27 protein-coding genes and 1 pseudogene are annotated in these 25,255 nt (G+C 63.6%); 9 read left to right on the top strand and 19 right to left on the bottom strand.

Annotation, left to right across the window (positions count from 1 at the left end; translation table 11 throughout):
* Positions 1-128: 128 nt before the first annotated feature.
* From L6D77_RS11280 to L6D77_RS11260, 5 genes are all read right to left on the bottom strand, one after another.
* Positions 129-854, bottom strand: a complete 726-nt coding sequence (locus tag L6D77_RS11280) for a hypothetical protein (RefSeq protein ID WP_232883433.1) — start codon at positions 852-854, stop codon at positions 129-131.
* Positions 855-912: 58 nt separating this feature from the next.
* Complete coding sequence (locus L6D77_RS11275; protein ID WP_110991989.1) at positions 913-1,293, bottom strand: RidA family protein; 381 nt, start codon at positions 1,291-1,293, stop codon at positions 913-915.
* A gap of 23 nt (positions 1,294-1,316) precedes the next feature.
* Positions 1,317-3,425, bottom strand: coding sequence for a bifunctional GTP diphosphokinase/guanosine-3',5'-bis pyrophosphate 3'-pyrophosphohydrolase (gene spoT / locus L6D77_RS11270; RefSeq protein WP_110991990.1), 2,109 nt, complete (start codon positions 3,423-3,425; stop codon positions 1,317-1,319).
* Positions 3,426-3,484: 59 nt separating this feature from the next.
* A complete protein-coding gene (gene rpoZ, locus L6D77_RS11265) occupies positions 3,485-3,748 on the bottom strand; it encodes a DNA-directed RNA polymerase subunit omega (RefSeq protein WP_003253383.1) in 264 nt (87 codons plus the stop codon).
* Positions 3,749-3,998: 250 nt separating this feature from the next.
* On the bottom strand, positions 3,999-4,871 hold the full coding sequence (locus L6D77_RS11260; protein WP_110991991.1) for a LysR family transcriptional regulator: 873 nt from the start codon (positions 4,869-4,871) through the stop codon (positions 3,999-4,001).
* Between the two features lie 207 nt (positions 4,872-5,078).
* Here L6D77_RS11260 and L6D77_RS11255 point away from each other — a divergent pair, with 207 nt between their 5' ends.
* The 3 genes from L6D77_RS11255 to L6D77_RS11245 all read left to right on the top strand — a co-directional run bounded on the left by L6D77_RS11255 (position 5,079) and on the right by L6D77_RS11245 (position 8,900).
* A complete protein-coding gene (locus L6D77_RS11255; RefSeq protein ID WP_153786744.1) occupies positions 5,079-6,461 on the top strand; it encodes a glutamine synthetase family protein in 1,383 nt (460 codons plus the stop codon).
* 4 nt (positions 6,462-6,465) lie between these two features.
* The gene (locus L6D77_RS11250) at positions 6,466-7,245 is read left to right on the top strand and encodes a gamma-glutamyl-gamma-aminobutyrate hydrolase family protein (protein WP_232883432.1); all 780 of its coding nucleotides are present in this window, start codon (positions 6,466-6,468) and stop codon (positions 7,243-7,245) included.
* A 107-nt stretch (positions 7,246-7,352) separates the two neighbouring features.
* Positions 7,353-8,900 (top strand): APC family permease, encoded by a 1,548-nt coding sequence (locus L6D77_RS11245; protein WP_232883431.1) that lies wholly within the window; start codon positions 7,353-7,355, stop codon positions 8,898-8,900.
* A 117-nt stretch (positions 8,901-9,017) separates the two neighbouring features.
* On the opposite strand, the gene gmk is transcribed toward L6D77_RS11245, so the two are convergent.
* On the bottom strand, positions 9,018-9,638 hold the full coding sequence (gene gmk / locus L6D77_RS11240; protein ID WP_232883430.1) for a guanylate kinase: 621 nt from the start codon (positions 9,636-9,638) through the stop codon (positions 9,018-9,020).
* A 13-nt stretch (positions 9,639-9,651) separates the two neighbouring features.
* On the bottom strand, positions 9,652-10,515 hold the full coding sequence (locus tag L6D77_RS11235; RefSeq protein WP_232883429.1) for a YicC/YloC family endoribonuclease: 864 nt from the start codon (positions 10,513-10,515) through the stop codon (positions 9,652-9,654).
* 227 nt (positions 10,516-10,742) lie between these two features.
* Here L6D77_RS11235 and rph point away from each other — a divergent pair, with 227 nt between their 5' ends.
* The gene (rph, locus tag L6D77_RS11230) at positions 10,743-11,465 is read left to right on the top strand and encodes a ribonuclease PH (RefSeq protein ID WP_232883428.1); all 723 of its coding nucleotides are present in this window, start codon (positions 10,743-10,745) and stop codon (positions 11,463-11,465) included.
* A 60-nt stretch (positions 11,466-11,525) separates the two neighbouring features.
* On the opposite strand, the gene L6D77_RS11225 is transcribed toward rph, so the two are convergent.
* Positions 11,526-12,305, bottom strand: coding sequence for an exodeoxyribonuclease III (locus L6D77_RS11225; protein ID WP_110991998.1), 780 nt, complete (start codon positions 12,303-12,305; stop codon positions 11,526-11,528).
* An 80-nt stretch (positions 12,306-12,385) separates the two neighbouring features.
* On the opposite strand from L6D77_RS11225, the gene pyrE reads away from it, so the two are divergent.
* Positions 12,386-13,027: an orotate phosphoribosyltransferase gene (gene pyrE, locus L6D77_RS11220; RefSeq protein WP_232883427.1), complete on the top strand. Its 642-nt coding sequence runs from the start codon at positions 12,386-12,388 to the stop codon at positions 13,025-13,027.
* Positions 13,028-13,084: 57 nt separating this feature from the next.
* On the opposite strand, the gene L6D77_RS11215 is transcribed toward pyrE, so the two are convergent.
* From L6D77_RS11215 to coaBC, 8 genes and pseudogenes are all read right to left on the bottom strand, one after another.
* A complete protein-coding gene (locus L6D77_RS11215; protein WP_232883426.1) occupies positions 13,085-13,294 on the bottom strand; it encodes a hypothetical protein in 210 nt (69 codons plus the stop codon).
* A gap of 151 nt (positions 13,295-13,445) precedes the next feature.
* Entirely contained in the window at positions 13,446-14,093 is a 648-nt protein-coding gene (locus L6D77_RS11210; RefSeq protein WP_232883494.1) for a DUF799 domain-containing protein, read from the bottom strand.
* Positions 14,094-14,101: 8 nt separating this feature from the next.
* Positions 14,102-14,470 carry a DUF4810 domain-containing protein gene (locus tag L6D77_RS11205; RefSeq protein ID WP_232883425.1) on the bottom strand — a complete coding sequence of 123 codons (369 nt, stop codon included), beginning with the start codon at positions 14,468-14,470 and terminating at the stop codon, positions 14,102-14,104.
* 28 nt (positions 14,471-14,498) lie between these two features.
* On the bottom strand, positions 14,499-15,152 hold the full coding sequence (locus L6D77_RS11200) for a CsgG/HfaB family protein (RefSeq protein WP_232883424.1): 654 nt from the start codon (positions 15,150-15,152) through the stop codon (positions 14,499-14,501).
* 279 nt (positions 15,153-15,431) lie between these two features.
* Positions 15,432-16,337, bottom strand: coding sequence for an acetylglutamate kinase (gene argB, locus L6D77_RS11195; RefSeq protein ID WP_232883423.1), 906 nt, complete (start codon positions 16,335-16,337; stop codon positions 15,432-15,434).
* A 30-nt stretch (positions 16,338-16,367) separates the two neighbouring features.
* Positions 16,368-17,741: pseudogene (locus tag L6D77_RS11190) on the bottom strand (phosphomannomutase/phosphoglucomutase); the annotation flags it as partial.
* Between the two features lie 134 nt (positions 17,742-17,875).
* The gene (dut, locus tag L6D77_RS11185) at positions 17,876-18,331 is read right to left on the bottom strand and encodes a dUTP diphosphatase (RefSeq protein WP_232883422.1); all 456 of its coding nucleotides are present in this window, start codon (positions 18,329-18,331) and stop codon (positions 17,876-17,878) included.
* 5 nt (positions 18,332-18,336) lie between these two features.
* Entirely contained in the window at positions 18,337-19,548 is a 1,212-nt protein-coding gene (gene coaBC, locus L6D77_RS11180; RefSeq protein ID WP_232883421.1) for a bifunctional phosphopantothenoylcysteine decarboxylase/phosphopantothenate--cysteine ligase CoaBC, read from the bottom strand.
* Between the two features lie 128 nt (positions 19,549-19,676).
* Here coaBC and radC point away from each other — a divergent pair, with 128 nt between their 5' ends.
* Positions 19,677-20,357: a RadC family protein gene (radC, locus tag L6D77_RS11175; RefSeq protein ID WP_232883420.1), complete on the top strand. Its 681-nt coding sequence runs from the start codon at positions 19,677-19,679 to the stop codon at positions 20,355-20,357.
* 130 nt (positions 20,358-20,487) lie between these two features.
* Here radC and L6D77_RS11170 read toward each other — a convergent pair whose 3' ends face one another.
* A complete protein-coding gene (locus tag L6D77_RS11170) occupies positions 20,488-22,077 on the bottom strand; it encodes an ABC transporter substrate-binding protein (protein ID WP_232883419.1) in 1,590 nt (529 codons plus the stop codon).
* Between the two features lie 362 nt (positions 22,078-22,439).
* On the opposite strand from L6D77_RS11170, the gene rpmB reads away from it, so the two are divergent.
* Complete coding sequence (gene rpmB / locus L6D77_RS11165) at positions 22,440-22,676, top strand: 50S ribosomal protein L28 (RefSeq protein WP_023629974.1); 237 nt, start codon at positions 22,440-22,442, stop codon at positions 22,674-22,676.
* Between the two features lie 11 nt (positions 22,677-22,687).
* Complete coding sequence (gene rpmG / locus L6D77_RS11160) at positions 22,688-22,843, top strand: 50S ribosomal protein L33 (protein ID WP_003253507.1); 156 nt, start codon at positions 22,688-22,690, stop codon at positions 22,841-22,843.
* 73 nt (positions 22,844-22,916) lie between these two features.
* On the opposite strand, the gene L6D77_RS11155 is transcribed toward rpmG, so the two are convergent.
* On the bottom strand, positions 22,917-23,117 hold the full coding sequence (locus L6D77_RS11155; protein WP_232883418.1) for an I78 family peptidase inhibitor: 201 nt from the start codon (positions 23,115-23,117) through the stop codon (positions 22,917-22,919).
* Between the two features lie 79 nt (positions 23,118-23,196).
* Positions 23,197-23,556 carry a cupin domain-containing protein gene (locus L6D77_RS11150; protein ID WP_194788742.1) on the bottom strand — a complete coding sequence of 120 codons (360 nt, stop codon included), beginning with the start codon at positions 23,554-23,556 and terminating at the stop codon, positions 23,197-23,199.
* A 195-nt stretch (positions 23,557-23,751) separates the two neighbouring features.
* On the opposite strand from L6D77_RS11150, the gene L6D77_RS11145 reads away from it, so the two are divergent.
* Positions 23,752-25,245 carry an aldehyde dehydrogenase gene (locus tag L6D77_RS11145; protein ID WP_232883417.1) on the top strand — a complete coding sequence of 498 codons (1,494 nt, stop codon included), beginning with the start codon at positions 23,752-23,754 and terminating at the stop codon, positions 25,243-25,245.
* Positions 25,246-25,255 lie beyond the last annotated feature (10 nt).

The following is a 25,255-nucleotide window of genomic DNA, read 5'->3' as shown; positions in this document are numbered from 1 at the left end:
GGCCGCGAAGCCGGTACCGCGTTGGATGGCACGGGCTTCGCCCGTGTTCGCGGGCAAGCCCGCTCCCACAGGGGCGCGGGCTTTACAGCTTTGAGCAAGACGGCGCTGTTTCAAGGCGAGCAGGCCTTTCAGTCCTGCTCCAGCACCCACTGCCGGGCGCCGGCAGCCAGCTCGGGCATCTCGTCCGGCTGAGCACGGTTCACCGCCCGGAAGATTTCCAGGGTGTCACCGTCACGCTTGAAGATCCACGGCGCGCCGCGCTGGTTGCGTTCCAGCCACATGCTGTCGTTGCCACCGCCCATGGTCGCGCAGTCGCCCGCCAGGCAGACGGCGAAGCGGTCAACCCCAGGCAGCCCGGTGACATTGCCGGTGTCACTGAAGCGCACGGTAGTGCCTTGGCCCTGGCCCTCGACGATCTTCCAGTCACCGCCGAGGAAGGCTTTGTACAGCGCCTTCTCGAAGCTGCCACCCAGCGGGGTGTTGCTTGCCGACTCGCTGCGCACGAAGTGCTGCTCTGCACCTGCTGGGTTGATGACCTGAAGCTCGTCGCCATCCAGTTTCAGTTGTTCGGTCTGGCCACCTTCAAAGCTGACCTGCCAGTTGTTCTCGTTGGCGGCGAGGCGGCCGTCCACGGCTTCGAAACCATTGCTGAAGCTGGCTTTCTGGCTGGCAACGTCCAGTTTCCATTCGAGCTCGATGCCATTCTTGTTCAGCGATTCGCTCACGCGGCCGCTTTTGACGACGGCGTCGATGGCGTCCTGGTTGATCCAGGTGCCGTTGAAATCTTCGGGTTTGTGGCTGGCGCAGCCGCCCAGGAGCAGGGCTGCCAATGCCAGAGGCAATGCATGGCGCATGGGAGGAACCTTGGGGCAGGAGGGGTGGTGACGGGCGTGGTACCCGTCACCCGGGGTATTACTCGAGGACCAGAATGGCGTCCATTTCAACCTGGGCGCCTTTTGGCAGCGCAGCCACGCCGATGGCGGCGCGGGCAGGGTAGGGCTGTTCGAAGTAACGGCCCATGACCTCGTTGACCTTGGCGAAGTGGCTCAGGTCGGTGAGGAAGATGTTCAGCTTGACGATGTCCTTGAACGAACCGCCAGCGGCCTCGGCAACCGATTTCAGGTTTTCGAACACCTGGACGGTCTGGGCTTCGAAGCCTTCAACCAGTTCCATGGTTTTCGGGTCGAGCGGGATCTGGCCCGACATGTAGACAGTGTTGCCGGCCTTGATCGCCTGCGAGTAAGTACCGATGGCGGCAGGGGCCTTGTCGCTGGTGATGACAGTCTTGCTCATGATGACTCCTTGCGGTTGGCGGACTACGCACGCGTCCGGGTGATGCGGACCACCCCGGTCAAGGTGCGCAGCTTCTTGATCACGCGGGCCAGGTGCACGCGGTCGCGCACGCTGACCACCAGTTGGACCACGCTGATACGGCCGTCGCGTTCGTCCATGCTGATTTTTTCGATGTTGCCGTCGGCGGCGTTGACGCTGCTGGCCAACAGGGCGATCAGGCCGCGCTGGTGCTCCAGCTCGACGCGCAGCTCGACATTGAATTCGCCAGCGACATCCTTGGCCCAGGAAAGCTGCAGGCACTTCTCTGGGTTATGGCGGATTTCACTGATGTTACGGCAGTCTTCCAGGTGCACGACCATGCCCTTGCCCGCCGACAGGTGGCCGACGATAGGGTCGCCCGGGATCGGCGTGCAGCACTTGGCGTAGCTGAGCACCAGGCCTTCGGTGCCGCGGATGGTCAGCGGGCCTTCCGGTGCCGGCAGCTCTTCGCCGTCGGCGGACAGCAGGCGGCGGGCGACCACATAGGCCATGCGGTTGCCCAGGCCGATGTCTTCGAGCAGGTCTTCGATCAGTTCCAGGCGGTACTCGGCGAGAATCGCCTGGATGCGCTCCTGGGGGATCTTCTCCAGGCTGCTGTCGAAGCCGGTCAGCACCTTGTTCAGCAGGCGCTCGCCAAGGCTGATGGATTCGGAGCGGCGCTGCTGCTTGAGGGCATGACGGATATGCGTGCGGGCCTTGCCGGTGACCACGAAGTTGAGCCAGGCCGGGTTCGGGCGGGCGCCCGGCGCGCTGACAATCTCCACGGTCGAGCCGCTTTGCAGCGGTTCGGACAGCGGCGCCAGGCGGCGGTTGATGCGGCAGGCGATGCAGCTGTTGCCGACGTCGGTGTGCACCGCGTAGGCAAAATCGACGGCGGTGGAGCCTTTGGGCAGCTCCATGATCCGGCCTTTGGGGGTAAAGACGTAGACCTCGTCCGGGAACAGGTCGATCTTCACGCTCTCGATGAACTCCAGCGAGTTGCCGGCGCGTTGCTGCAGTTCGAGGATACCCTTGACCCATTGGCGGGCACGGGCGTGGCTGCCCTTGGGCTGCTCTTCCTCGTTGGATTTGTACAGCCAGTGCGCGGCGATGCCGTTGTTGGCCATCTCTTCCATTTCGCGGGTGCGGATCTGGATTTCGATGGGCACGCCGTGCATGCCGAACAGGGTGGTGTGCAGCGACTGGTAGCCGTTGGCCTTGGGGATCGCGATGTAATCCTTGAAGCGCCCCGGCAGCGGCTTGTACAGGTTGTGCACGGCGCCCAGCACGCGGTAGCAGGTGTCGACCTTGTCGACGACGATGCGGAAGGCGTACACGTCCATGATTTCGGTGAAGGCGCGGCGTTTGCCACGCATCTTCTTGTAGATGCCATAGAGGTGTTTCTGTCGCCCGCTGACTTCGCCCTCGATACCGTCGGCGGCCAGGCAGTTGGCCAGCGAGGTTTCGATCTTGGCGACGATCTCCTTGCGGTTGCCACGGGCGCTTTTCACGGCGCGGTGGATCAGCGAGGAGCGCATCGGGTGCATGGCCTTGAAGCCCAGGTCCTCGAACTCCACGCGCACGGTGTGCATCCCTAAGCGGTTGGCGATGGGGGCGTAGATCTCGAGGGTTTCCTTGGCGATGCGCCGGCGTTTTTCGCCGGACAGCACTTCAAGGGTGCGCATGTTGTGCAGGCGGTCGGCCAGCTTGACCAGGATCACGCGAATGTCGCGGGCCATGGCCATGGCCATTTTCTGGAAGTTTTCCGCTTGCGCTTCGGCCTTGGTCTCGAAGTTCATCTGGGTCAGCTTGCTGACCCCGTCGACCAGCTCGGCGACGGTTTCGCCGAATTGCTGGCTCAAGGCTTCCTTGGCGATGCCGGTGTCCTCGATCACGTCGTGCAGCATGGCCGCCATCAGGCTCTGATGGTCCATGTGCATGTCGGCGAGGATGCTGGCGACCGCCAGCGGGTGCGTCACATAGGGTTCGCCGCTGCGGCGGCGCTGGCCGTCGTGGGCTTGTTCGGCATAGAAATAGGCCCGGCGAACCAGGTTGACCTGTTCGGGGCCTAGATACGTCGACAGCCGTTCGGCAAGGGCTTCTATACCCGGCATGGTTTCACCTCTTGCGAAAGAAGAGGGCCTTGCGCCGCACGGTGTCGACTGGGCATCAATCAGACGGCCTCGTTGTTCTCGTCCTCGAACGCGGCGAATACCGGATCCTCGGTGACGATTTCTTCGGCGGCGATGAATTCGTTGGTGACGATGCCTTCGGCGATTTCACGCAGGGCGACGACGGTTGGCTTGTCGTTTTCCCACGCTACGCGTGGCTCCTTGCCGCCGGTAGCCAGCTGGCGGGCGCGCTTGGTCGAGAGCATGACCAGCTCGAAGCGGTTATCCACGTGTTCCAGGCAGTCTTCAACAGTTACGCGGGCCATGGTCTTCCTCAGTAGCAAATGCGGTAGGCGTGCGCCCATGAATGGGCAGGCGGACTCGATAGTTTAAAAAATCACCAGCCAATAGGGAAGGACTGTTTTGTCTGGCAACCCATTGCGAGGCAAGCCCGCCCCCACGCAAGCTCGTTGTTGAGCGCCCTGTGGGAGCGGGCTTGCCCGCGAAAGCACCGGAACAGACAGCGCCAAACTTGAGGCTGACAATAACTTCAGCCACCCCGCAAATACAACAGCCTCACAGCATCGCGTCGCGCAGCCGTGGGGTCAGCTCTTCGAACAGCGTCTGCACCGAGCGCAAGGCGCGGCAGTCCGGGCGGGTCAGCAGCCACAGTTGGGTGTCGCAGCCGGGCAGCGGGCCGCTCAGCGCATCGACGCCGGGCAGGGCGTGAACCATGTAGTCGGGCAGCGCCGCCACGCCCAGGCCGGTGCTCACCAGCTGGGCAATGGTCGACATGCCGCTGCACTGGTAGCGCGGGCTCAGCCCCGGGTATTGCTGGTTGCGCCAGACCACGGTGGCGTGGTCCTGCATGGAGTCGTCCGGGGCGATCCACGGCACGCTGGTGGGCGAGGAGTCGAGGCGCTCGCGCAGCTCCGGGCGGCCGCAGATGACGTAGCTGGTCGAGCCCAGGCAGCGCCCGACCAGATGCTCCGGCGGCGTGTTGGTCAGGCGCAAGGCGATGTCGGCGTCGCGTCGGCTGAGGTTGGCGAAGGTGTTGGAGGTGCCCATTTCCAGCGACAGCGCCGGGTAGTTCGGCATGAACTCGGCCAGCGCCGGCAGCAGCAAGCTGTGCAGTACCGCCTCGGTGCAGGTCAGGCGTACCGTGCCGCTGACCACCTGTTCGCCGCTGGTCAGGGCGATGCGCGCGGCATCCAGCGCCTGTTCGGCGCGCTCGGCCTGCTCGGCCAGGGCCTGGGCGGTGTCGGTGGGCAGGTAGCCCTTGCGGCTTTTGACGAACAGCGCGGTGCCCAGCGCCGATTCCAGCCGGCGAATCGAGCGGAACACCGTCGACACATCGACTTTCAGCAGTTCGGCAGCCTTTGCCAGGGAGCGGCCGCGTTCCAGGGCCAGGACCAGTGACAGGTCCGCATGGTTGATCTGATATTGCATTGGTGCACGCTCTGCTTGCCGAATTGCCAATGTCTAGTTGCGCTGGAGCCATTTTATAGTGAAACCGCCGCCAGGAATCAATGCACCCGGTCGGCAACCAGCCCCCAACGATGGGCCAGTGAAAAGAACAACAGTAATTCCATCGTCGCCTTAGCAGGCGTCAGCCGTATCCCCACATCGCCGCCCCGAATCAAAGGATGTACAGCCATGACGTCGGTCTCCCCGTGCGCCAGTTCTTCCCGCGAGATGAATGAATTCCTGGAAGCCCATCCGGACACCCAGTACGTCGACCTGCTGATCTCCGACATGAACGGCGTGGTGCGCGGCAAGCGCATCGAGCGCGCCAGCCTGCACAAGGTGTACGAGAAAGGCATCAACCTGCCGGCCTCGCTGTTCGCCCTCGACATCAACGGTTCGACCGTCGAAAGCACCGGCCTTGGCCTGGACATCGGCGATGCCGACCGCATCTGCTTCCCGATCCCCGGCACGTTGTCGGACGAGCCATGGCAGAAGCGCCCTACCGCCCAGCTGCTGATGACCATGCACGAGCTGGACGGTGCGCCGTTCTTCGCCGACCCGCGCGAGGTGCTGCGTCAGGTGGTGAGCAAGTTCGACGACCTGGGCCTGGATATCTGCGCCGCGTTCGAGCTGGAGTTCTACCTGATCGACCAGGACAACCTCAACGGCCGCCCGCAGCCGCCGCGTTCGCCGATCTCGGGCAAGCGCCCGCAATCGACCCAGGTGTACCTGATCGACGACCTCGACGAGTACGCCGACTGCCTGCAGGACATGCTCGAAGCCGCCAAGGAACAGGGCCTGCCTGCCGACGCCATCGTCAAGGAAAGCGCCCCGGCGCAGTTCGAGGTGAACCTGCACCACGTCGCCGACCCGATGAAGGCCTGCGACTACGCGATCCTGCTCAAGCGGTTGATCAAGAACGTTGCCTACGACCATGAAATGGACACCACCTTCATGGCCAAGCCCTACCCGGGCCAGGCGGGCAACGGCCTGCACGTGCACATCTCGCTGCTGGACAAGAAGACCGGCAAGAACATCTTCGCCAGCGACGACCCGCTCGAAAGCGACACCCTGCGCCATGCGGTCGGTGGTGTGCTGGAGACCATGCCGGCGTCGATGGCCTTCCTTTGCCCGAACATCAACTCGTACCGCCGTTTCGGTGCCCAGTTCTACGTGCCCAATGCGCCGAGCTGGGGGGTGGACAACCGCACGGTGGCGGTGCGTGTGCCGAACGACAACCGTGACAACGTGCGTATCGAGCACCGCGTGGCCGGCGCCGATGCCAACCCGTACCTGATGCTCGCCGCGATCCTGTCCGGTATTCACCATGGCCTGACCAACAAGGTCGAGCCGGGCGCGCCGATCGAAGGCAACTCCTACGAGCAGCTGGAGCAGAGCCTGCCGAACAACCTGCGCGATGCCCTGCGCGCGCTGGATGACAGCGAAGTGCTCAACCAATACATCAGCCCGGACTACATCGATATCTTCGTGGCCTGCAAAGAGAGCGAGCTGGCCGAGTTCGAAGTGTCGATCTCGGACCTTGAGTACAACTGGTACCTGCACACGGTGTAAGCCCATGAGCGCAATTGCGGTCCCCTTGATCGGTATCAGCGCCTGCCGCCAGCAGGTGGGGAAGAACTCGTCGCACACGGTGGGCGACAAATATGTCGAGGCCGCGGCCTTTGCCGGCCTGCCGCTGATCCTGCCGGCCCGTGATGGCGGCAGCGACACGCAGGCGCTGCTGGCGCAACTCGACGGCATTCTGTTTACCGGCTCGCCTTCCAATATCGAGCCGCATCATTACAATGGCGCGCCCAGCGCGGCAGGCACCCGGCACGATCTGGCGCGTGACCGCCTGACCTTGCCGTTGCTGCAGGCGGCGATTGCCGCCGGGGTGCCGGTGTTCTGCATTTGTCGTGGTTTCCAGGAACTTAACGTGGCCTTGGGCGGCACCTTGCACCAGCGGGTGCAGGACCTGCCCGGCTACCTGGACCACCGTGAACCTGAGGACGCACCCCTGGAGGTGCAATACGGCCCTCGTCACCCCGTCGGTGTTGCACCGGGCGGGTTGTTCGAGCGCCTGGGCCTGGCGGCGCAGTTCGAGGTCAACTCGCTGCACAGCCAGGGCATCGACCGTTTGGCCCCTGGCCTGCGTGTCGAGGCACGGGCCTCGGATGGCCTGATCGAAGCGGTGTCGATGCCGGATGCACCGGGCCTGGTGCTCGGTGTGCAGTGGCACCCGGAATGGCGTTATGCCGAAAACCCGGTCTCACTGCGCCTGTTCGAGGCGTTCCGCGAGGCCTGCATTGCCCACGCTGCACGGGAGGGTGTGCGCTCGAAAACATTCGGGCGTTAGCCGAAGGTCGAGGATGACCGTGCCCCCATCGCACGCTTTCAATGAGTGAAAGCGGGCCCTCTACGGCGGGCCTGTGAGAACAATTCCAATAGTTACGGCAAATACTCATGAGCAATTACACAGAAGCCGGCCGCCCACCTGATGTGGCAGCCGACTCGGGCAACAACACCCAAGGCGCCAGCAAGGGCCTGGCCAAGGGCCGCCTGGGCCTTTTGGCCAGTGTGGTGCTGGGCATCTCCACCATCGCCCCGGTCTACACCCTGACCGGCGCCCTCGGCCCGACCGTGCGCGAAGTCGGCGCCCACCTGCCGGCGGTGTTCATCGTCGGCTTCCTGCCGATGCTGCTGGTGGCCCTGGGCTACCGCGAGCTGAACTCGGCTGAGCCGGACAGCGGCACCTCCTTCACCTGGTCGGCGCGGGCGTTCGGCCCGATGATCGGCTGGATCGGCGGCTGGGGGCTGGTGGTCGCCACCACCATCGTGCTGTCCAACCTGGCGGGCGTGGCCGTCGACTTCTTCTACCTGTTCCTGGCCCAGATCACGGGTACCCAGGAGCTGGCGGCCCTGGCAGACAACCTGCTGATCAACGTCACCACCTGTTGCGTGTTCATCGCCCTGGCGGTGTGGATCTGTTGTCGCGGCATGGCCACGACCATGACCGTGCAGTATGGCTTGGTGGCCCTGCAGCTGATGGTGCTGATCGGCTTCGCCTTCGCCGCCTTCAGCGAGTCCACGGCACCGCCGCCGCTGGCCTTCGACCTGGCCTGGTTCAACCCGTTCGGTGTCGAGTCGTTCTCGGCATTTGCCGCCGGCTTGTCGTTGTCGATCTTCATTTTCTGGGGTTGGGACGTGTGCCTGACCGTCAGCGAAGAATCCGTCGGCAGTGACGAGGTGCCGGGCAAGGCTGCCACCTGGACCGTACTGCTGATCCTGATGCTGTACCTGCTCACCGCCATCGCTACCCTGCAATTCGCCGGGATCAGCGACACCGGCCTGGGCTTGGGTAACCCGCGTATCCAGGAGAACGTGTTCGCCCACCTGGCCGGCCCGGTGATGGGCCCGCTGGCGATCCTGATGTCCATCGCCGTGCTGGCCAGTACTGCCGCCTCGCTGCAGTCGACCTTCGTTTCGCCGGCGCGCACGCTGCTTGCCATGGGTTACTACGGCGCCGTGCCGCAGCGCTTTGCCAGCGTCTGCCCGCGTTCGCAGACCCCGCGTTATGCCACCATCTGTGCCGGTGTCGCCGCAGCCTTGTTCTACGTGACCATGCGCACCCTGAGCGAGAACGTGCTGGCCGACACCATCACTGCGCTGGGCATGATGATCTGCTTCTACTACTCGCTGACCGCGTTCGCCTGCGTGTGGTACTTCCGCCACAGCCTGTTCACCAGCCTGCGCCACTTCTTCATGCGGGGTGTGTGCCCGCTGCTGGGTGGGGTGATCTTGTCGGTGATTTTCGCGCGTACCGCGGTCGACAGTGCTTCGCCGGACTTCGGCAGCGGTTCGCATGTCGGCGGGTTGGGGCTGGTGTTCGTGATTGCGGCGATCATCTCGGCGCTGGGCATCGTGCTGATGCTGCTCTCGCGCCTGCGGGCGCCGGCCTATTTCCTGGGGGCTACCCTGCGTCAGCAGGCCACTATCCAGTTGCAGGAATAAAGCTTGGGGGCGCTTTGCGCCCCTTTCGCGGCACAAGGCCGCTCCTACAGGGGATCGCAAACCCCTGTAGGAGCGGCCTTGTGCCGCGATAGGGCCTCGCAGAGGCCCCGGCGGTCTTCAGCCGACCAGTTGCTTCAGCAGCGCCTCATGGCGCTGTTGTTGTTTCTTGAGCAGCAACCGATTCGAGCGGAACACCGCTTTGAGGTCATCCAGCGCCACGTCGAAGTCGTCATTGATGATGACGTACTCGTATTCGTCGTAGTGCTCCATCTCGCTGACCGCTTCCTTCATACGCCCGGCAATGATCTCTTCGCTGTCCTGGCCGCGGCCGTCCAGGCGCTGGCGCAGGGCGTCCTGGCTGGGTGGCAGGATGAAGATCGAGCGCGCCTCGGGCATCAGCTTGCGTACTTGCTGGGCACCCTGCCAGTCGATTTCGAGGATCAGGTCGAAGCCCTGGTCGAGGGTTTCCTGCAGGGCGCTGCGCGAAGTGCCGTAGAAGTTGCCGAACACCTCGGCGTGCTCGAGGAAGTCACCCTGGGCGATCAGTGTCTTGAACTCCTCGTGGATGACGAAGTGGTAGTTCACCCCGTGGGCCTCGCCTGGGCGCATGGCACGGGTGGTGTGCGAGACCGACACGCGCACGCGTGGGTCCTGCTTGATCAGCTCGGTGACCAGGCTGGTCTTGCCGGCGCCGGACGGTGCCGAAACGATGTAGAGGGTGCCGCTGCTGTGGTTCATGGTCGGGGTGGCCTTACTCGATGTTCTGTACTTGTTCACGCATCTGTTCGATCAACACCTTCAGGTTGACCGCCGCCTGCGTGCTGCGTGGGTCAAAGGCCTTGGAGCCCAGGGTGTTGGCTTCGCGGTTGAGTTCCTGCATCAGGAAGTCCAGGCGCCGGCCGGCGGCACCGCCAGACTTGAGCACCCGGCGCACTTCGGTGACGTGGGTGCTGAGGCGGTCGAGCTCTTCGGCGACGTCGCTTTTCTGAGCCAGCAGCACCATCTCCTGCTCCAGGCGCTGCGGGTCGAGTTCGGCCTTCATGTCGCCGAAGCGGTCGAGGATCTTCTGCCGTTGCACGGCCAGCATCTGCGGTACCTGGGTGCGCAGGGTGGCCACTTCGCTGGCCATGCTGTCCAGGCGCTCGTTGATCAGCCGGGCCAGTTCGGCGCCTTCACGCAGGCGTCCGGCCTTGAGCTCGGCCAGCGCCTCGTCGAACAGGGCGATGGCTTCGGCGTTGAGGGCCTGGGGGTCGCTCGCATCGGCCACCAGCACGCCTGGCCAGGCCAGTACCTCCAGCGGGTTGAGCGGCGCCGGTTGTTTGATCAGGCTGGCGACGGTCTCGGCGGCGGCGACCAGTTGCGCGGCGCGTTCACGGTCTACCTGCAGCGGCTTGCCGGTGCTGTCTTCGTTCAGGCGCAGGGTGCATTCGACCTTGCCCCGTGACAGCCCCTGGCGCAGGCCTTCGCGCACTGCGCCCTCGAGGTCGCGCAGGGCCTCGGGCAGGCGCAGATGGGGTTCGAGATAGCGATGGTTGACCGAGCGCAGCTCCCAGACCAGGGTGCCCTGGCTGCCGGCGCGTTCGGCGCGGGCAAAGGCGGTCATGCTGTGCACCATGGGGAGTACCTCGCGTAATCGGGTGAGCGGGGGAGCCTTACGGCTACAAGGCGCAGGATTGTAGCGCAGTGCGGCCCGGGCGCCCAATCCGGCCATGCTACCGCTGCCCTGCAACCGCGGTCGGAAAAGGCGACAGGCTGCGCCGGGTGCGACGATAGGCATGTCTTCGTGGGGCGACGGGCTCTATAATGCTCGGCAGATTTAAAGTCCCGGTACAGGTATCCCAGATGAAACGTCCAAGTGGTCGCGCCGCCGATCAGCTCCGCTCGATCCGCATTACCCGCAACTACACCAAGCACGCCGAGGGGTCGGTACTGGTCGAGTTCGGTGACACCAAGGTCATCTGCACGGTCAGCGTCGAAAATGGTGTTCCCCGCTTCCTCAAGGGCCAGGGCCAAGGCTGGCTGACCGCCGAGTACGGCATGCTGCCGCGCTCCACTGGCGAGCGGAACCAGCGCGAGGCCAGCCGTGGCAAGCAGGGCGGTCGTACCCTGGAAATCCAGCGCCTGATCGGCCGCTCCCTGCGCGCCGCGCTGGACATGAGCAAGCTCGGCGATATCACCCTGTACGTCGACTGCGACGTGATCCAGGCCGACGGCGGTACCCGTACCGCGTCGATCACCGGTGCCATGGTCGCCCTGTGCGATGCCCTGGGCGTGATCAAGAAGCGTGGCGGCCTGAAGGGCGGCAACCCGCTCAAGCACATGATCGCCGCCGTATCGGTGGGCATGTACCAGGGCGAAGCGGTGCTCGACCTCGACTACCTGGAAGACTCCGCCGCCGAGACCGACCTCAACGTGGTCATGACCAGCGCCGGTGGCTTCATCGAAGTGCAGGGTACCGCTGAAGGTGCACCGTTCCAGCCGGAAGACTTCAACGCCATGCTGGCGCTGGCGCAAAAAGGCATGGGCGAGATCTTCGAGCTGCAGAACGCTGCACTGGCCGACTGATCGCGCTGACGAACACAAAAAAGCCGACTTCAACGTCGGCTTTTTTGTGTCTGGCGTGGCTTAGATCGTCAGCGTCCAGTCGTAGTCCACGATCAGCGGCGCGTGCCGGGAGAAGCGTGGCTGGCGCGGCAGGCGCGCATTGCGCACGAAGCGGCGCAGGCCTGGGGTGAGGATCTGGTAATCGAAGCGGTAACCCAGGTTGAGCATCTCGGCTTGCTCGTTGTCCGGCCACCAGCTGTACTGGTCGCCTTCACGGCTGACTTCGCGCAGCGCGTCGACATAGCCCATTTCGCCGGTGATCGCGTCCATCCAGGCGCGCTCTGGCGGCAGGAAGCCGACCGACTGCTGGCTGTCACGCCAGTTCTTGATGTCGAGCTTCTGCTGCGCCACGTAGAACGAGCCGCAATAGATGTATTCGCGACGCTTGCGGCGCTGTTTGTCCAGGTACTTGGCGAAGTCATCCATCAACTTGAACTTCTGGTTCAAGTCTTCGTCGCCGTTCATGCCCGAGGGCAGGAGCAGCGTGGCAATACTCACCTTGTCGAAATCTGCCTGCAGGTAACGCCCGTAACGGTCAACTGTCTCGAAGCCCAGGCCGGTGATGACTGCCTTGGGCTGCATGCGCGAGTACAGTGCCACGCCACCTTGGGTGGGCACCTCCGCGTCGCAGGCGTAAAGGAAATAGCCATCGAGCTGGAAAGCTGGGTCGTCGAGTTCAAAGGCCGAGGCGCGGGTATCCTGAAGACAGATGACGTCGGCATTCTGGGCTTGCAGCCAGCTGAGCAATCCACGCTCGGCCGCAGCCTGAATGCCATTCACGTTCACACTGATGATCCGCATAAATGGCCCCAAAAATCTCGTGCGTGTATGATACCCGAGCTCAACACATTTAGCTAAATCCGTGGTGTCCGGGACCTTTTATGCAGCCGTATCAGCGCGACTTCATCCGTTTTGCCATCGATCGCGGCGTTCTGCGCTTCGGTGAATTCACCCTGAAATCGGGGCGTACCAGCCCGTACTTCTTCAATGCCGGCCTGTTCAATACAGCGTCGGCCCTGGCGCAGCTGGGGCGTTGCTACGCGGCGGCCATCGTCGACAGCAAGATCCCGTTCGACGTGCTGTTCGGCCCGGCGTACAAGGGTATCCCCCTGGCGGCGGCCACGGCGGTGCAATTGGCCGAGCACCATCAGCTCGACGTGCCGTGGTGCTTCAACCGCAAGGAAGCCAAGGACCACGGCGAAGGTGGCAGCCTGGTTGGCGCCCCGCTGGCCGGTAAAGTACTGATCATTGACGACGTGATCACCGCCGGCACCGCCATCCGCGAAGTGATGCAGATCATCAATGCCCAGCAGGCCAAGGCCGCTGGCGTGCTGATCGCGCTGAACCGCGAAGAGCGCGGCAACGGCGAGCTGTCGGCGATCCAGGAAGTCGAGCGCGACTTTGGTATTCCGGTGGTCAGCATCGTTTCGCTGACCCAGGTGCTGGAGTTCCTGGCGGACGATCCGCAGCTCAAGCAGCACTTGCCTGCGGTTGAAGCCTACCGCGCCCAGTACGGCATCTGACGCGGGGCACGTGCATAGAAAAGGCGACCCTGGGGTCGCCTTTTTTTATCCGAACACTCAACGGCCGTTCGGGTAAGGGTCCTGCGCCGCGTCGCCTTGGCCACTCAAGATCTTCCAGCCACGCAGTGGGTGGGTGGCGGGCTTGAAGTGAGGACAAGGCGGTAGCGAGGTCTTGCTCTGGTTGGAGTATTTGTGGCCGCAATCTGCGCACGAGTAAGTGCCGGCGGATACGTCGCTGCCGTATTTGACCAGGGCTTTCTGCGTCATAGCTGCATCTCCTTTGAGTGAAGCGGCAATGATAAGCAGCCAATTAAGACAGTGGTTGTAGTACGCCTCCGGCGTTTAGGTAGGGTATTTCCTATGGCGCAACAAGCCACGCGCCCGTAAAAAAGGCGACCCCAGGGTCGCCTTTGCTGCTTCAATCCGTGCCGTATTTCGGCGAACGGGGCCCGTACAGGATCCCACCGTTAGGATTCGGCGACAGCAGGCGCGCGCTGGTCATGCCGGCAATTGGGTAGCCGGCGTCATCCTGCACGCTGCTGATGATCTGGTTGACCGCCGCAGCCACCAGCATGCCGATCAGGCCGCCCTGGTTCTGCCGGCCTTCCTCGCTCGACGCGGTGGCGCTGCCGGTCCACAAGGTGGCGCCGGTCTTCAGATCGACCAGCTTGGCATTGGCGGTGACGATGGTCGCGCTGCTGATGATCATGTAGCGGGTGCCGTAGTCGCTGACGGTCACGTACAGGCCCGCGTCGGCGCCGAAGATCTCGTGCAGCTTGCTGGTCGGTAGCTGGTGGATGTCGGCCGGCGTGGTCATGCCGTTCTGGCGGAAGGTTTCGTCCACCAGGGCTACCGGCATCACGTAGTAACCCGCTTCGGCCAGTGGGTAGGTGACCTGGGAGAGCATGCTGTAGGTCGCCTTCACGTCGGGCGATTCATTCAGCGGCGGCAGGATCAGGATCGACTTCGGGCGGCTCTGTTTGTAGGCCGAGTAGTCGATGGTCTTGCGCTCGGCACAGCCAGCGAACAATGCCAGCACACAGGCACCGACGATCAGTTGGGTCAGGCGCTTGATCACTGTTTGGCCCCTTTGCTGGCGTTTTTCATCAGGAAGTCCATGTAGGCCGTCGACTCAGGGAACAGCGCCTTCTCGGTGCGGAACTGCTGAATCATCTGGTCATCCTTGCCGAGGCTGGAATACAGCAAGCCCAGCTGTGCGTGATAACCCGGCGGCACTGCGCCGTTCTTGGCCTTGATCTTCTCCAGGTCGCGCTCAAGGGCGGTGATCTGCTCTTCCTTGGCGTCACCTTTGAGGTAGCTGTACACCTGGGGCTGATAGCTTTCCCACTGATACAGCGGCTTGTGCGAGTTGCAGCCGGCCAGCAGCGCGCTGCCCAACAGCAGGGCGGCGACGGCGCGCCGGCCTTGGCGGGTGATGGTCATCGAACGTCTTCCTTGTCGTATCCAGGCGTTACTGGGCTTGGGGTTTCCACTGGCCGCCTTCGACGGCGCCGACCAGCTTGTTGACCGCTTCGCGCATGGCCAGGTCGAGGACCTTGCCGTTGAGCGTCGAGTCATAGCTGGCGGTGCCGCCGAAGCCGATGATCTCGCGGTTGGAGAGGGCGTATTCACCCGCACCCTGGCTGGAATAGACCACTTCCGAGGTGCTGATATTGACGATGTTCAGCGCCACCTTGGCGTAGGCGATCTGGGTTTTGCCGCGGCCGAGGATGCCGAACAGCTGGTGGTCGCCGACTTCCTTGCGACCGAATTCGGTGACGTCGCCGGTCACCACGAAGTCGGCGCCTTTCAAGCGCTGGGCCTGGCCCTTGATGGCGGCTTCCTGCTGGATCTCGCCCATGTTGTCGCGGTCCAGCACGTTGAAACGGTTGGTCTGCTGCAAGTGGGTGATGAGGATGGTCTTGGCCTGGCCGCCGAGGCGGTCGACGCCATCGGAGAAGATGCCGCGCATATAGCTGGAGCGGTTGTCGAACTTGCCCACGGCGATCGGGGTGCGCACGCCGCTGTAAGGGCGGTTGACGCTTTCGACCTGTTGCACGGCAACAGCGGTGGAGGTTTCAGTGGCACAGCCGGCGAGGGACCCGACAGCCAGAACGGCTGCCATCACGAGTCCATGTGATGCGTATTTCACGCGCTTTCTCCAGGTAAATAGCAACTATTTGCAACAGGCTTGAATTCTGCCACGTTGCATCGGCAGCTTAACCAGTAATTTGATGGCAAAACATGAAAAAGATGGCTCAAGGCCATCTTTTTGCGTGTGTCCGCTCGAATGCACCACAGGCGGCGTGGCAATTCACTTGCGGCGGCTCGTAAAAGCATCGCGGGGCAAGTCGCATCGTCGGTGCGCCGATGCGACTTGCCCCGCGACAGGGCTACAGCTGAATCAGTGGCGCTTGCGGTTGGTGATCAAGGTGCCTACGCCGCTGTCGGTGAAGATCTCCAGCAGTACCGCGTTGGGCACGCGGCCATCGACGATGTGCGAGCTGTTCACGCCGCCCTGCACCGCCTCCAGCGCGCACTTGATCTTCGGCAGCATGCCGCCGTAGATGGTGCCGTCGGCGATCAGTTCGTTGACCTGCTCGGTGGTCAGGCCGGTCAGCACCTGGCCCTGCTTGTCCATCAGGCCGGCGATGTTGGTCAGCAGCATCAGCTTCTCGGCTTTCAGCGCTTCAGCCACCTTGCCGGCCACCAGGTCGGCGTTGATGTTGTACGACTCGCCGTTGGCGCCCACGCCAATCGGCGCGATCACCGGGATGAAGTCGCCCTTGACCAGCATGTTCAGCAGGTCGGTGTTGACGCTCACCACTTCGCCCACATGGCCGATGTCGATGATTTCCGGTTGGGTCATCTCCGGGGTCTGGCGGGTCACGGTGAGCTTCTTGGCGCGAATCAGCTCGGCGTCTTTGCCGGTCAGGCCGATGGCGCTGCCACCGTGGCGGTTGATCAGGTTGACGATGTCCTTGTTCACCTGGCCGCCCAGGACCATTTCCACCACGTCCATGGTCGCCGAGTCGGTGACGCGCATGCCGTCGATGAAGTGGCTCTCGATCGACAGGCGCTTGAGCAGGTCGCCGATCTGCGGGCCGCCACCATGCACGACCACCGGGTTGATGCCCACGGCCTTCATCAGCACGATGTCACGGGCGAAGCCGGTCTTGAGCTCCTCGCTTTCCATCGCGTTGCCGCCGTACTTGATCACCAGGGTCTTGCCGACGAAGCGGCGGATGTAAGGCAGTGCTTCGGACAAAACCTCGGCTACATGGGAAGCGGCATCGCGATCGAGGGTCATGCAGGGCTCCAGGTAAGGAACGGATAGTCGTCAGAACGGCAGTTGCAGGCCTGGTTGGACCCGCAGCAACTGCGTGCGGAATACAGCCTTGATACGGTCGAGTTCTGCCGCGCTCTCGGCCTCGAAGCGCAGCACCAGCACCGGTGTGGTGTTGGAGGCGCGGACCAGGCCCCAGCCGTGTGGGTAGTCGACCCGCACACCGTCGATGGTGGTCAGGTTGGCATCGCCCCAGTCGGCATTGCGTTGCAGAGCATCAATGATGCTGAATTTACCCTCGTCGGTCACATCAATGTTGATTTCCGGCGTGGAAATATCATCGGGGAAGGCGGCGAACAGGTTTTCGGCGCTTTGCCCGGCTTTGCTGAGGATTTCCAGCAGGCGCGCGGCGCTGTAGATGCCGTCGTCGAAACCGTACCAGCGTTCCTTGATGAAGATGTGACCGCTCATCTCGCCGGCCAGCAAGGAGCCGGTCAGTTTCATCTTCTTCTTGATCAACGAGTGGCCGGTCTTCCACATTAGCGCGCGGCCGCCATGCTGTTCGATCAGCGGGGTCAGGCGGCGGGTGCATTTGACGTCGAAGATGATCTCGGCGCCTGGGTTGCGCGACAGCACGTCCTGGGCGAACAGCATCAGCAGGCGGTCGGGGTAGACGATGCTGCCGGTGTTGGTCACCACGCCCACACGGTCGCCGTCGCCGTCGAAGGCCAGGCCGATATCGGCACCGGTCTCTTTCACCTTGGCGATCAGGTCTTCCAGGTTCTCGGGCTTGCCCGGGTCCGGGTGGTGGTTGGGGAAGTTGCCGTCGACCTCGCAGAACAGCGGGATCACCTCACAGTTCAGCGCTTCGATCAGTTGCGGGGCGATCACGCCAGCGGCGCCGTTGCCGCAGTCGACCACCACCTTCAGGCGCTTGGCCAGCTTCACATCGGCAGTGATCTGCTGGAAGTAACGCTCGAGGATCTCGACTTTTTCCACGCGGCCTTGGCCTTGGGTCAGGTCGTTGGTTTTCAGGCGGGTCAGCAGGGCCTGGATCTGTTCGTTGGCCAGGGTATCGCCGGCGATGACGATCTTGAAACCGTTGTAGTCCGACGGGTTGTGGCTGCCGGTGAGCATCACCCCGGACTTGCCGGCCAGCACGTTGGCGGCGTAGTACAGCGCCGGGGTTGGCACCAGGCCGACGTCGCTGACCTGGCAACCGGCCTCGACCAGGCCTTTGATCAATTGCTCGACCAGCATCGGGCCGGACAGGCGGCCGTCACGGCCGACCGAAATCTGTGGTTCGCCCTGAGCGAGGGTCTGGGCGCCGATGGCGCGGCCGATCCAGTAGGCGGTTTCGGCGTGCAGGGTCTTGCCGACCACGCCGCGGATGTCATAGGCGCGGAAGATGCTGTCCGGCAGTGCGGGGACCAGGTGGGCCATGTTGTTCATCTCTGGGGACTCCATAAGTCAAAGGCTTCTGGGCAGGCGCAAACTGAACGCTTGGACGGCGGTTTCGCCAGAGAGTTCGCCATCCATGGCCCGAGCGGTCTGTTGTTGCCTCAGCGGGTGCCCGAATGGCCGAAGCCGCCGGCGCCGCGCTGGGTCTCGTCGAACTGCTCGACGATGTCGAAATGTGCCTGCACCACCGGCACCAGGATCAGCTGCGCGATGCGCTCGCCAACGGCAATGGTGAACGGGGTATTGCCGCGGTTCCAGCAGCTGACCATCAGCTCGCCCTGGTAGTCCGAGTCGATCAGGCCGACCAGGTTGCCCAGCACGATGCCGTGCTTATGGCCCAGGCCCGAGCGCGGCAGGATCATGGCCGCCAGGCCCGGGTCGCCGATGTACACCGACAGGCCGGTAGGGATCAGCAGGGTCTGGCCCGGCTCGAGGACAGTGTCCTGCTTGAGCAGGGCGCGCAGGTCCAGGCCGGCGGAGCCAGGGGTGGCGTACTGCGGCAGGGGAAATTCGGTGCCCAGGCGTGGGTCGAGGATCTTGGCTTGAAGAGCGTGCATGTAACTTATTGAACCTGGTTGAGCCGTTCGGCGATGAAGGCAACCAGCTGGCGGGCGATCTTGCCTTTGCTGGTCTGCGCGAAGAGGGTTTGGTGCTGCTGCCGGTCGATCACGGTCAGGGCGTTTTCCTCGCTGTTGAAGCCGATGCTGGGGTTGGCCACATCATTGGCGACGATCAGGTCGAGGTTCTTGTCCTTGAGTTTGCGCGTGGCGTAGTCGAGCAGGTGCTCGGTCTCGGCGGCGAAGCCCACGCTGAACGGGCGATCGGCGCGGCCGGCAATGGTTGCAAGGATATCGGGATTGCGCACCATCTGCAGCAGCATGCCGTCGCCGGTGGTGGGGTCTTTCTTGAGCTTCTGTGCGGCGACGACTTCCGGTCGGTAGTCCGCGACCGCGGCCGAGGCGATGAACAGGTCGCAGGGCATGGCCGCTTCACAGGCCGCGAGCATGTCCCGCGCGCTGACCACGTCGATGCGGCTGACCCGGTCGGGGGTCGGCAGGTGTACCGGGCCGGTGACCAGGGTCACCCGGGCCCCGGCCTCGGCGGCCGCCTCGGCCAGGGCGAAGCCCATTTTCCCTGAACTATGGTTGGTGATGTAGCGCACCGGGTCGATGTTTTCCTGGGTCGGCCCTGCGGTAATCAGCACGTGCTTGCCGGTCAATGCCTGGCGCTTGAAGCTCTCGGCGGCGCACCAGGCGAGATCCGTGGCCTCGAGCATGCGGCCCAGGCCCACGTCGCCACAGGCCTGGCTGCCGGAGGCCGGGCCGAACACCTGGATGCCGCGGCGCTTGAGCAGGTCGAGGTTGTCCTGGGTTGCCGGGTCGCGCCACATGGCCTGGTTCATCGCTGGGGCCACGGCGACGGTGGCATCGGTGGCCAGCACCAGGGTAGTCAGCAGGTCGTCGGCCATGCCCTGGGCCATGCGCGCCATCAGGTCGGCGGTGGCCGGGGCGATCAGCACCAGGTCGGCCCATTTGGCCAGCTCGATATGGCCCATGGCCGCTTCGGCGGCGGGGTCGAGCAAGTCCATGTGCACGGGGTGGCCGGACAGCGCCTGCAGGGTGAGCGGGGTGATGAATTCAGCCCCCCCACGGGTCATGACCACGCGCACCTGCGCGCCGTGTTCCAGGAGTCGGCGAATCAGCTCGGCGCTCTTGTAGGCGGCGATGCCGCCACCCACGCCGAGAACGATGCGCTTGCGATACAACCGCTGCATAGGCCTTGCCTTATTCGTAGTGAAAGCGGGCGGCGACGATGGGTGCCTGCGGCAGATCGTCGCATTTTCGAAGCGAACTAGATTAACACAGCGCCCAAACGGGCCGTAGTGGCAGGCAAGGAGGGAGGATGGGCATCAGGGAGTGGCCGGCTGAGGAGCGGCCGAGAGAGAAGTTGTTGCAGCGTGGCGCGGCGGTGCTGTCGGACGCCGAGCTGGTGGCGGTATTGCTGGGGACGGGGGTTGCCGGGCGCAATGTGCTGGACGTGGCGCGTGGGCTGCTGGCGAAATTTGGCGGGCTCAGGCCGTTCCTCGAGGCCGATCGCGCCAGGGTGCTGCGTGAGCCGGGCCTGGGGCCGGTGAAATATGCCCAGCTGCAGGCGTTGCTGGAAATCGGCAGGCGGTATCTGGACGAGGGCATCGAGCGTGCGTCAGCGCTGGAGTCGCCGATATCGGTGCGACGTTATCTGAAGTCCATGTTGCGCCATGAGGCCAGCGAGGTTTTCGGTTGCCTGTTCCTGGATACCAAGCACCGGCCGTTGGCGTTCGAAATACTGTTTCGCGGCACCATCGACCGGGCGAGCATCTACCCGCGGGAGGTGGTGCGCCGGGCTTTGCTGCACAACGCGGCGGCGCTGATCCTGTGCCACAACCACCCGTCAGGCCATTGCCAGCCCAGCCAGGACGACGTGCACCTGACGCAGATGCTCAAGCGCTCGCTGGCGCTGATCGATGTACGGGTGATGGACCACGTCATCGTCGGTGATGGCGAGCCGTTGTCCATGGCCGAGCAGGGGTGGTTGGCGGGGTAGTGCGCTGCCAGCAATGCCGGCCCTTTCGCGGGTAAACCCGCTCCCACAGGTGCTGTGCTGTACTTGCGGTCAGCGCAATCCCTGTGGGAGCGGGTTTACCCGCGAAGAGGCCGGTACAGGCTGTAGAGAATCAGCGGCCCACAGAGACCTTGCTGAAATCCAACCGCCCGAACGGGCTCACCTGATACCCCTCGACCCCCTTGTGCAACAAGGTCGCCGCCGTCGGATGCGCCAGCGGCAGCCATAGCGCCTGCTGTTGGATCAGTGCCTGCGCCTGCTGGTACAGGCGGCTGCGCACACTCTGGTCGTTGGTGGTGCGCCCGGCGTTGATCAGCTGGTCCAGGCGGCTGTCGCAGAACCGCGCGAAGTTGGTCCCGGACTTGACCGCCGCGCACGAGAATTGTGGGCTGAGGAAGTTGTCCGGGTCGCCGTTGTCACCGGCCCAACCCATGAACAGCAGGTCATGTTCGCCGGCCTTGGCGCGACGGATCAGCTCGCCCCATTCGATGGTGCGGATCTCGGCCTTGATGCCGACCTTGGCCAGGTCTGCCTGGAGCATCTGCGCGCCCAGGCTGGGGTTGGGGTTGAGCAGGCTGCCCGCCGGACGGGTCCAGATCGTGGTTTCAAAGCCGTTGGCCAAGCCGGCCTTGGCCAGCAGCGCCTTGGCTTTCTTCTGGTCCATGGCGTAACCCGGCAGGTCCTTGGCGTAGCTCCAGGTGTTCGGCGGGTAAGGGCCATTGGCTGCAGTGGCAGTGTCTTCGAACACGGCCTTGAGGTAGGCCTGCTTGTCGAAGGCCAGGTTGATCGCCTGGCGCACCTCAGGTTTGTCCAGCGGCGGATGCTGGCTGTTTATGGCGACGAAGGCGGTCATGAACGCCGGGGTAGTCGCCACCTTGAGATTGCCATCCTTGCCGGCCTCGGCGATGTCCAGCGGCTTGGGCGACAGGGCCACCTGGCATTCGCCGCGCTTGAGCTTCTGCAGGCGCACGTTGGCGTCGGTGGTGATGGCGAAGATCAGCGGGTCGACCGACGGTTTGCCGGCGAAGTAGTCGGGGTTGGCGCGGTAGCGCACCACGGCGTCTTTCTGGAAGCGCTGGAAGACGAACGGCCCGGTACCCACCGGCTGGCTGTTGAGCTTGTCCGGGGTCTCGGCCTTGAGCAGTTTGTCAGCGTATTCGGCGGAGTAGATAGAGGCGAAGCCCATGCTCAGGGTGGCCAGGAAGGTGGCGTCCGGGTGCGACAGGGTAAAGCGCACGGTGTTGGGCTGCGGGGCCTCGATCGACTTGATCAGGCTGCCGAGCTGCAGCGACTGGGCATGCGGGTAGCCGCCCGCGGCGGTCTTGTGCCACGGGTGGGCGGGGTAGAGCATGCGCTGGAAGCTGAACAGCACGTCTTCGGCGTCCAGCTCGCGGCTGGGCTTGAAGTACGGTGTGGTGTGGAATTTAACGCCCTGGCGCAGGGTGAAGTCATAGATCAGGCCGTCCGGCGACACGGTCCAGCTTTCGGCCAGGCTGGGCACGACCTTGCCAAGCCCTGCGTCGAATTCGACCAGGCGGTTCATCAGCACGTCGGCCGAGGCATTGGTGGTGGTCAGCGAGTTGTACTGGACCACGTCGAAGCCTTCCGGGCTGGCTTCGGTGCACACCGACAGCGGCGCGGCCTGGGCAAGGCCGGCGGCGCACAGCGTGGTGAACAACAGGGAAAGGGCGGCGGCACGCATGGTGGCTCCTTGGCGGGTTTGTGGCACCATCTGCCGGTGCAGTCTGGAAAAGTCCTACCCTAGTGTGGGCACGGGCAAATGACCACACCCTTTCGCATTAATTCGGCGACGGGCGGTCGACACCTTGCCGCCCCAGTCGTTATGCTGCCCGGGCGCACTCGGCCCGACCTGAAGTCACATCTTCTGTTGTTGCGGCTGAGTCTTTCTGGTATAAAGCAGCGCTCTTTTCTAGGGGCTCGGCCTGTCGCGTAAGCGCTTCCGGTCGATAAGACCCTCGGAAACACGGCGCCTGGCGCCAATGACTGAGAGATTAAGCGGCCAACCCATGCCGGGTTGGGCATGTGGTTTTAGAGGGCTGAGGCATGTCGAGAGTCTGTCAAGTTACTGGTAAGGGTCCAGTAACCGGGAATAACATTTCCCACGCAAACAACAAAACCCGTCGTCGTTTCCTGCCAAACCTGCAGCACCACCGTTTCTGGGTTGAATCCGAGAAGCGTTTCGTGCGTCTGCGCGTTTCCGCCAAAGGCATGCGTATCATCGACAAGCGCGGCATCGATGCCGTTCTGGTCGACATCCGTCGTGCTGGCGCCAAGGTTTAAGGGAGAACATTATGCGTGAATTGATCCGTCTGGTTTCGAGTGCCGGTACCGGCCACTTCTACACCACCGACAAGAACAAGCGCACCACTCCGGACAAGATCGAGATCAAGAAATACGATCCGGTCGTCCGCAAGCACGTGGTGTACAAGGAAGCCAAGATCAAGTAATTGATCGGCAACCTGAAAAAAACCCGCTTCCTCACGGAAGCGGGTTTTTTTTTACCTGCCGACAGGGGCCGGATCAGCTGAAGTGCAGGCCCAGGATCCGTTGCTCATCGACGATGATGTGGATGCGCTCGGGGTTGTAGTTGCGCGTGCTCATCTCGCCAGGGCCCACGACCAGTGCCCGGCCGCTCATCTCGGCGATGTAGGGTTTCACGCTCGGGACGTAGCGGGTGTCGTTGAGGTGTTGCAGTGCCTGGATGACTTCTTCGTTGGTCATGCGCGTTGCCTTTGATGTGAGGCCCGACATTGGGCAAGGCCATCCTCTCGCAGCCCCTGGCGCTGGCTGTGCTACATAGTTACTTCTGCTCGAACATCACATAGATCTTGCGGCACGGCTCCAGCACCTCCCAGGTGCCCTTGAAGCCCGCGGGGATCACGAACCGATCGCCGGCACGCAGGGTCTTGGCGCCACCGTCCTGGTCACGCAGCACCGACACGCCCTGCACGATCTCGCAGTACTCGTGCTCGGTGTAGTTCACCGTCCACTGGCCCACTTCACCTTCCCAGACGCCTGCGGCGAACTGCCCGCATGGGCTGGAATAGTGGTTGTAGACGGCCTGGTCAGGCTCGCCCTTGAGGATTTTTTCCGCTGCGGGGCGGTAGCGTTCGGCCTCGGTCAGAACCTGAGCGAAGTCGACGATGCTGGCGATACTCATGGTGGTTTCCCTGTTGTTGTTTAATAAAATGAACATCAGTAGGCGTTTGAGCCGTTGGTGTCAAATATATTGATAGTTTTCCCGCCCTGGTTTAGGGTGGCAGGTGCCCGTGTGCCTCGTCACCCGGCCAGAATTTCTGACAGCGCCCGTGAGTCCTCAGTGCGGCGTTGCACCTTAACAAGAGAGGAGTTTCCTATGACCACCCTGACTCGTGCGGACTGGGAACAGCGTGCCCAGCAACTGAAGATCGAAGGCCGTGCCTTCATCAACGGCGAATACACCGATGCCGCATCCGGTGACACCTTCGACTGCCTGAGCCCGGTGGACGGACGCTTCCTGGCCAAGGTTGCCAGCTGCGACCTGGCCGATGCCAACCGCGCTGTCGAAAATGCCCGCGCCGTGTTCGACTCCGGCGTCTGGTCGCGCCTGGCCCCGGCCAAGCGCAAGGCCAAGCTGATCCGCTTCGCCGACCTGCTGCGCAAAAACGTCGAAGAGCTGGCCCTGCTCGAAACCCTCGACATGGGCAAGCCGATCGGCGACTCCTCCAGCATCGACGTGCCGGGCGCGGCGCAAGCCATTCACTGGACCGCCGAAGCCATCGACAAAGTCTACGACGAAGTCGCGCCGACTCCACACGACCAGCTCGGCCTGGTTACCCGTGAGCCGGTGGGTGTGGTCGGTGCCATCGTGCCGTGGAACTTCCCGCTGCTGATGGCCTGCTGGAAAATCGCCCCGGCCCTGGCTACCGGCAACTCGCTGGTGCTCAAGCCATCCGAAAAATCCCCGCTGACCGCCATCCGCATCGCCCAACTGGCGATCGAAGCCGGCATCCCGGCTGGCGTGCTGAACGTGCTGCCAGGCTACGGCCACACCGTGGGCAAGGCCCTGGCCCTGCACATGGACGTCGACACCCTGGTGTTCACCGGTTCCACCAAGATCGCCAAGCAGCTGATGGTTTACGCGGGCGAGTCGAACATGAAGCGCATCTGGCTGGAAGCCGGTGGCAAGAGCCCGAACATCGTCTTCGCCGACGCCCCGGACCTGCAAGCTGCTGCTGAAGCGGCCGCCAGCGCCATCGCCTTCAACCAGGGTGAAGTGTGCACCGCCGGTTCCCGTCTGCTGGTCGAGCGCTCGATCAAGGACAAGTTCCTGCCAATGGTGGTCGAGGCCCTCAAAGGCTGGAAGCCTGGCAACCCGCTGGACCCGGCGACCACCGTCGGTGCTCTGGTCGATACCCAGCAGATGAACACCGTGCTGTCGTACATCGACGCTGGCCACAAGGACGGCGCCAAGCTGCTGGCAGGCGGCAAGCGTACCCTGGAAGAAACCGGTGGCACCTACGTCGAGCCGACCATCTTCGACGGCGTGACCAACGCCATGAAGATTGCCCAGGAAGAAATCTTCGGCCCAGTGCTGTCGGTGATCGCCTTCGACACCGCCGAAGAAGCCATCGCCATCGCCAACGACACCCCGTATGGCCTGGCGGCCGGCATCTGGACCTCGGATATCTCCAAGGCCCACAAGACCGCCCGCGCCGTGCGTGCCGGCAGCGTCTGGGTCAACCAGTACGACGGCGGCGACATGACCGCGCCGTTCGGTGGCTTCAAGCAGTCGGGCAACGGCCGTGACAAGTCGCTGCACGCACTGGAGAAATACACCGAGCTGAAGGCGACCTGGATCAAGCTGTAATCCGGTAACG

The organism is Pseudomonas parasichuanensis (genome assembly GCF_021601385.1).
Taxonomy (GTDB): domain Bacteria; phylum Pseudomonadota; class Gammaproteobacteria; order Pseudomonadales; family Pseudomonadaceae; genus Aquipseudomonas; species Aquipseudomonas parasichuanensis.
Note: the sequence above shows the minus strand (reverse complement) of the source record. Positions and strands in the feature narration are given on the sequence as shown.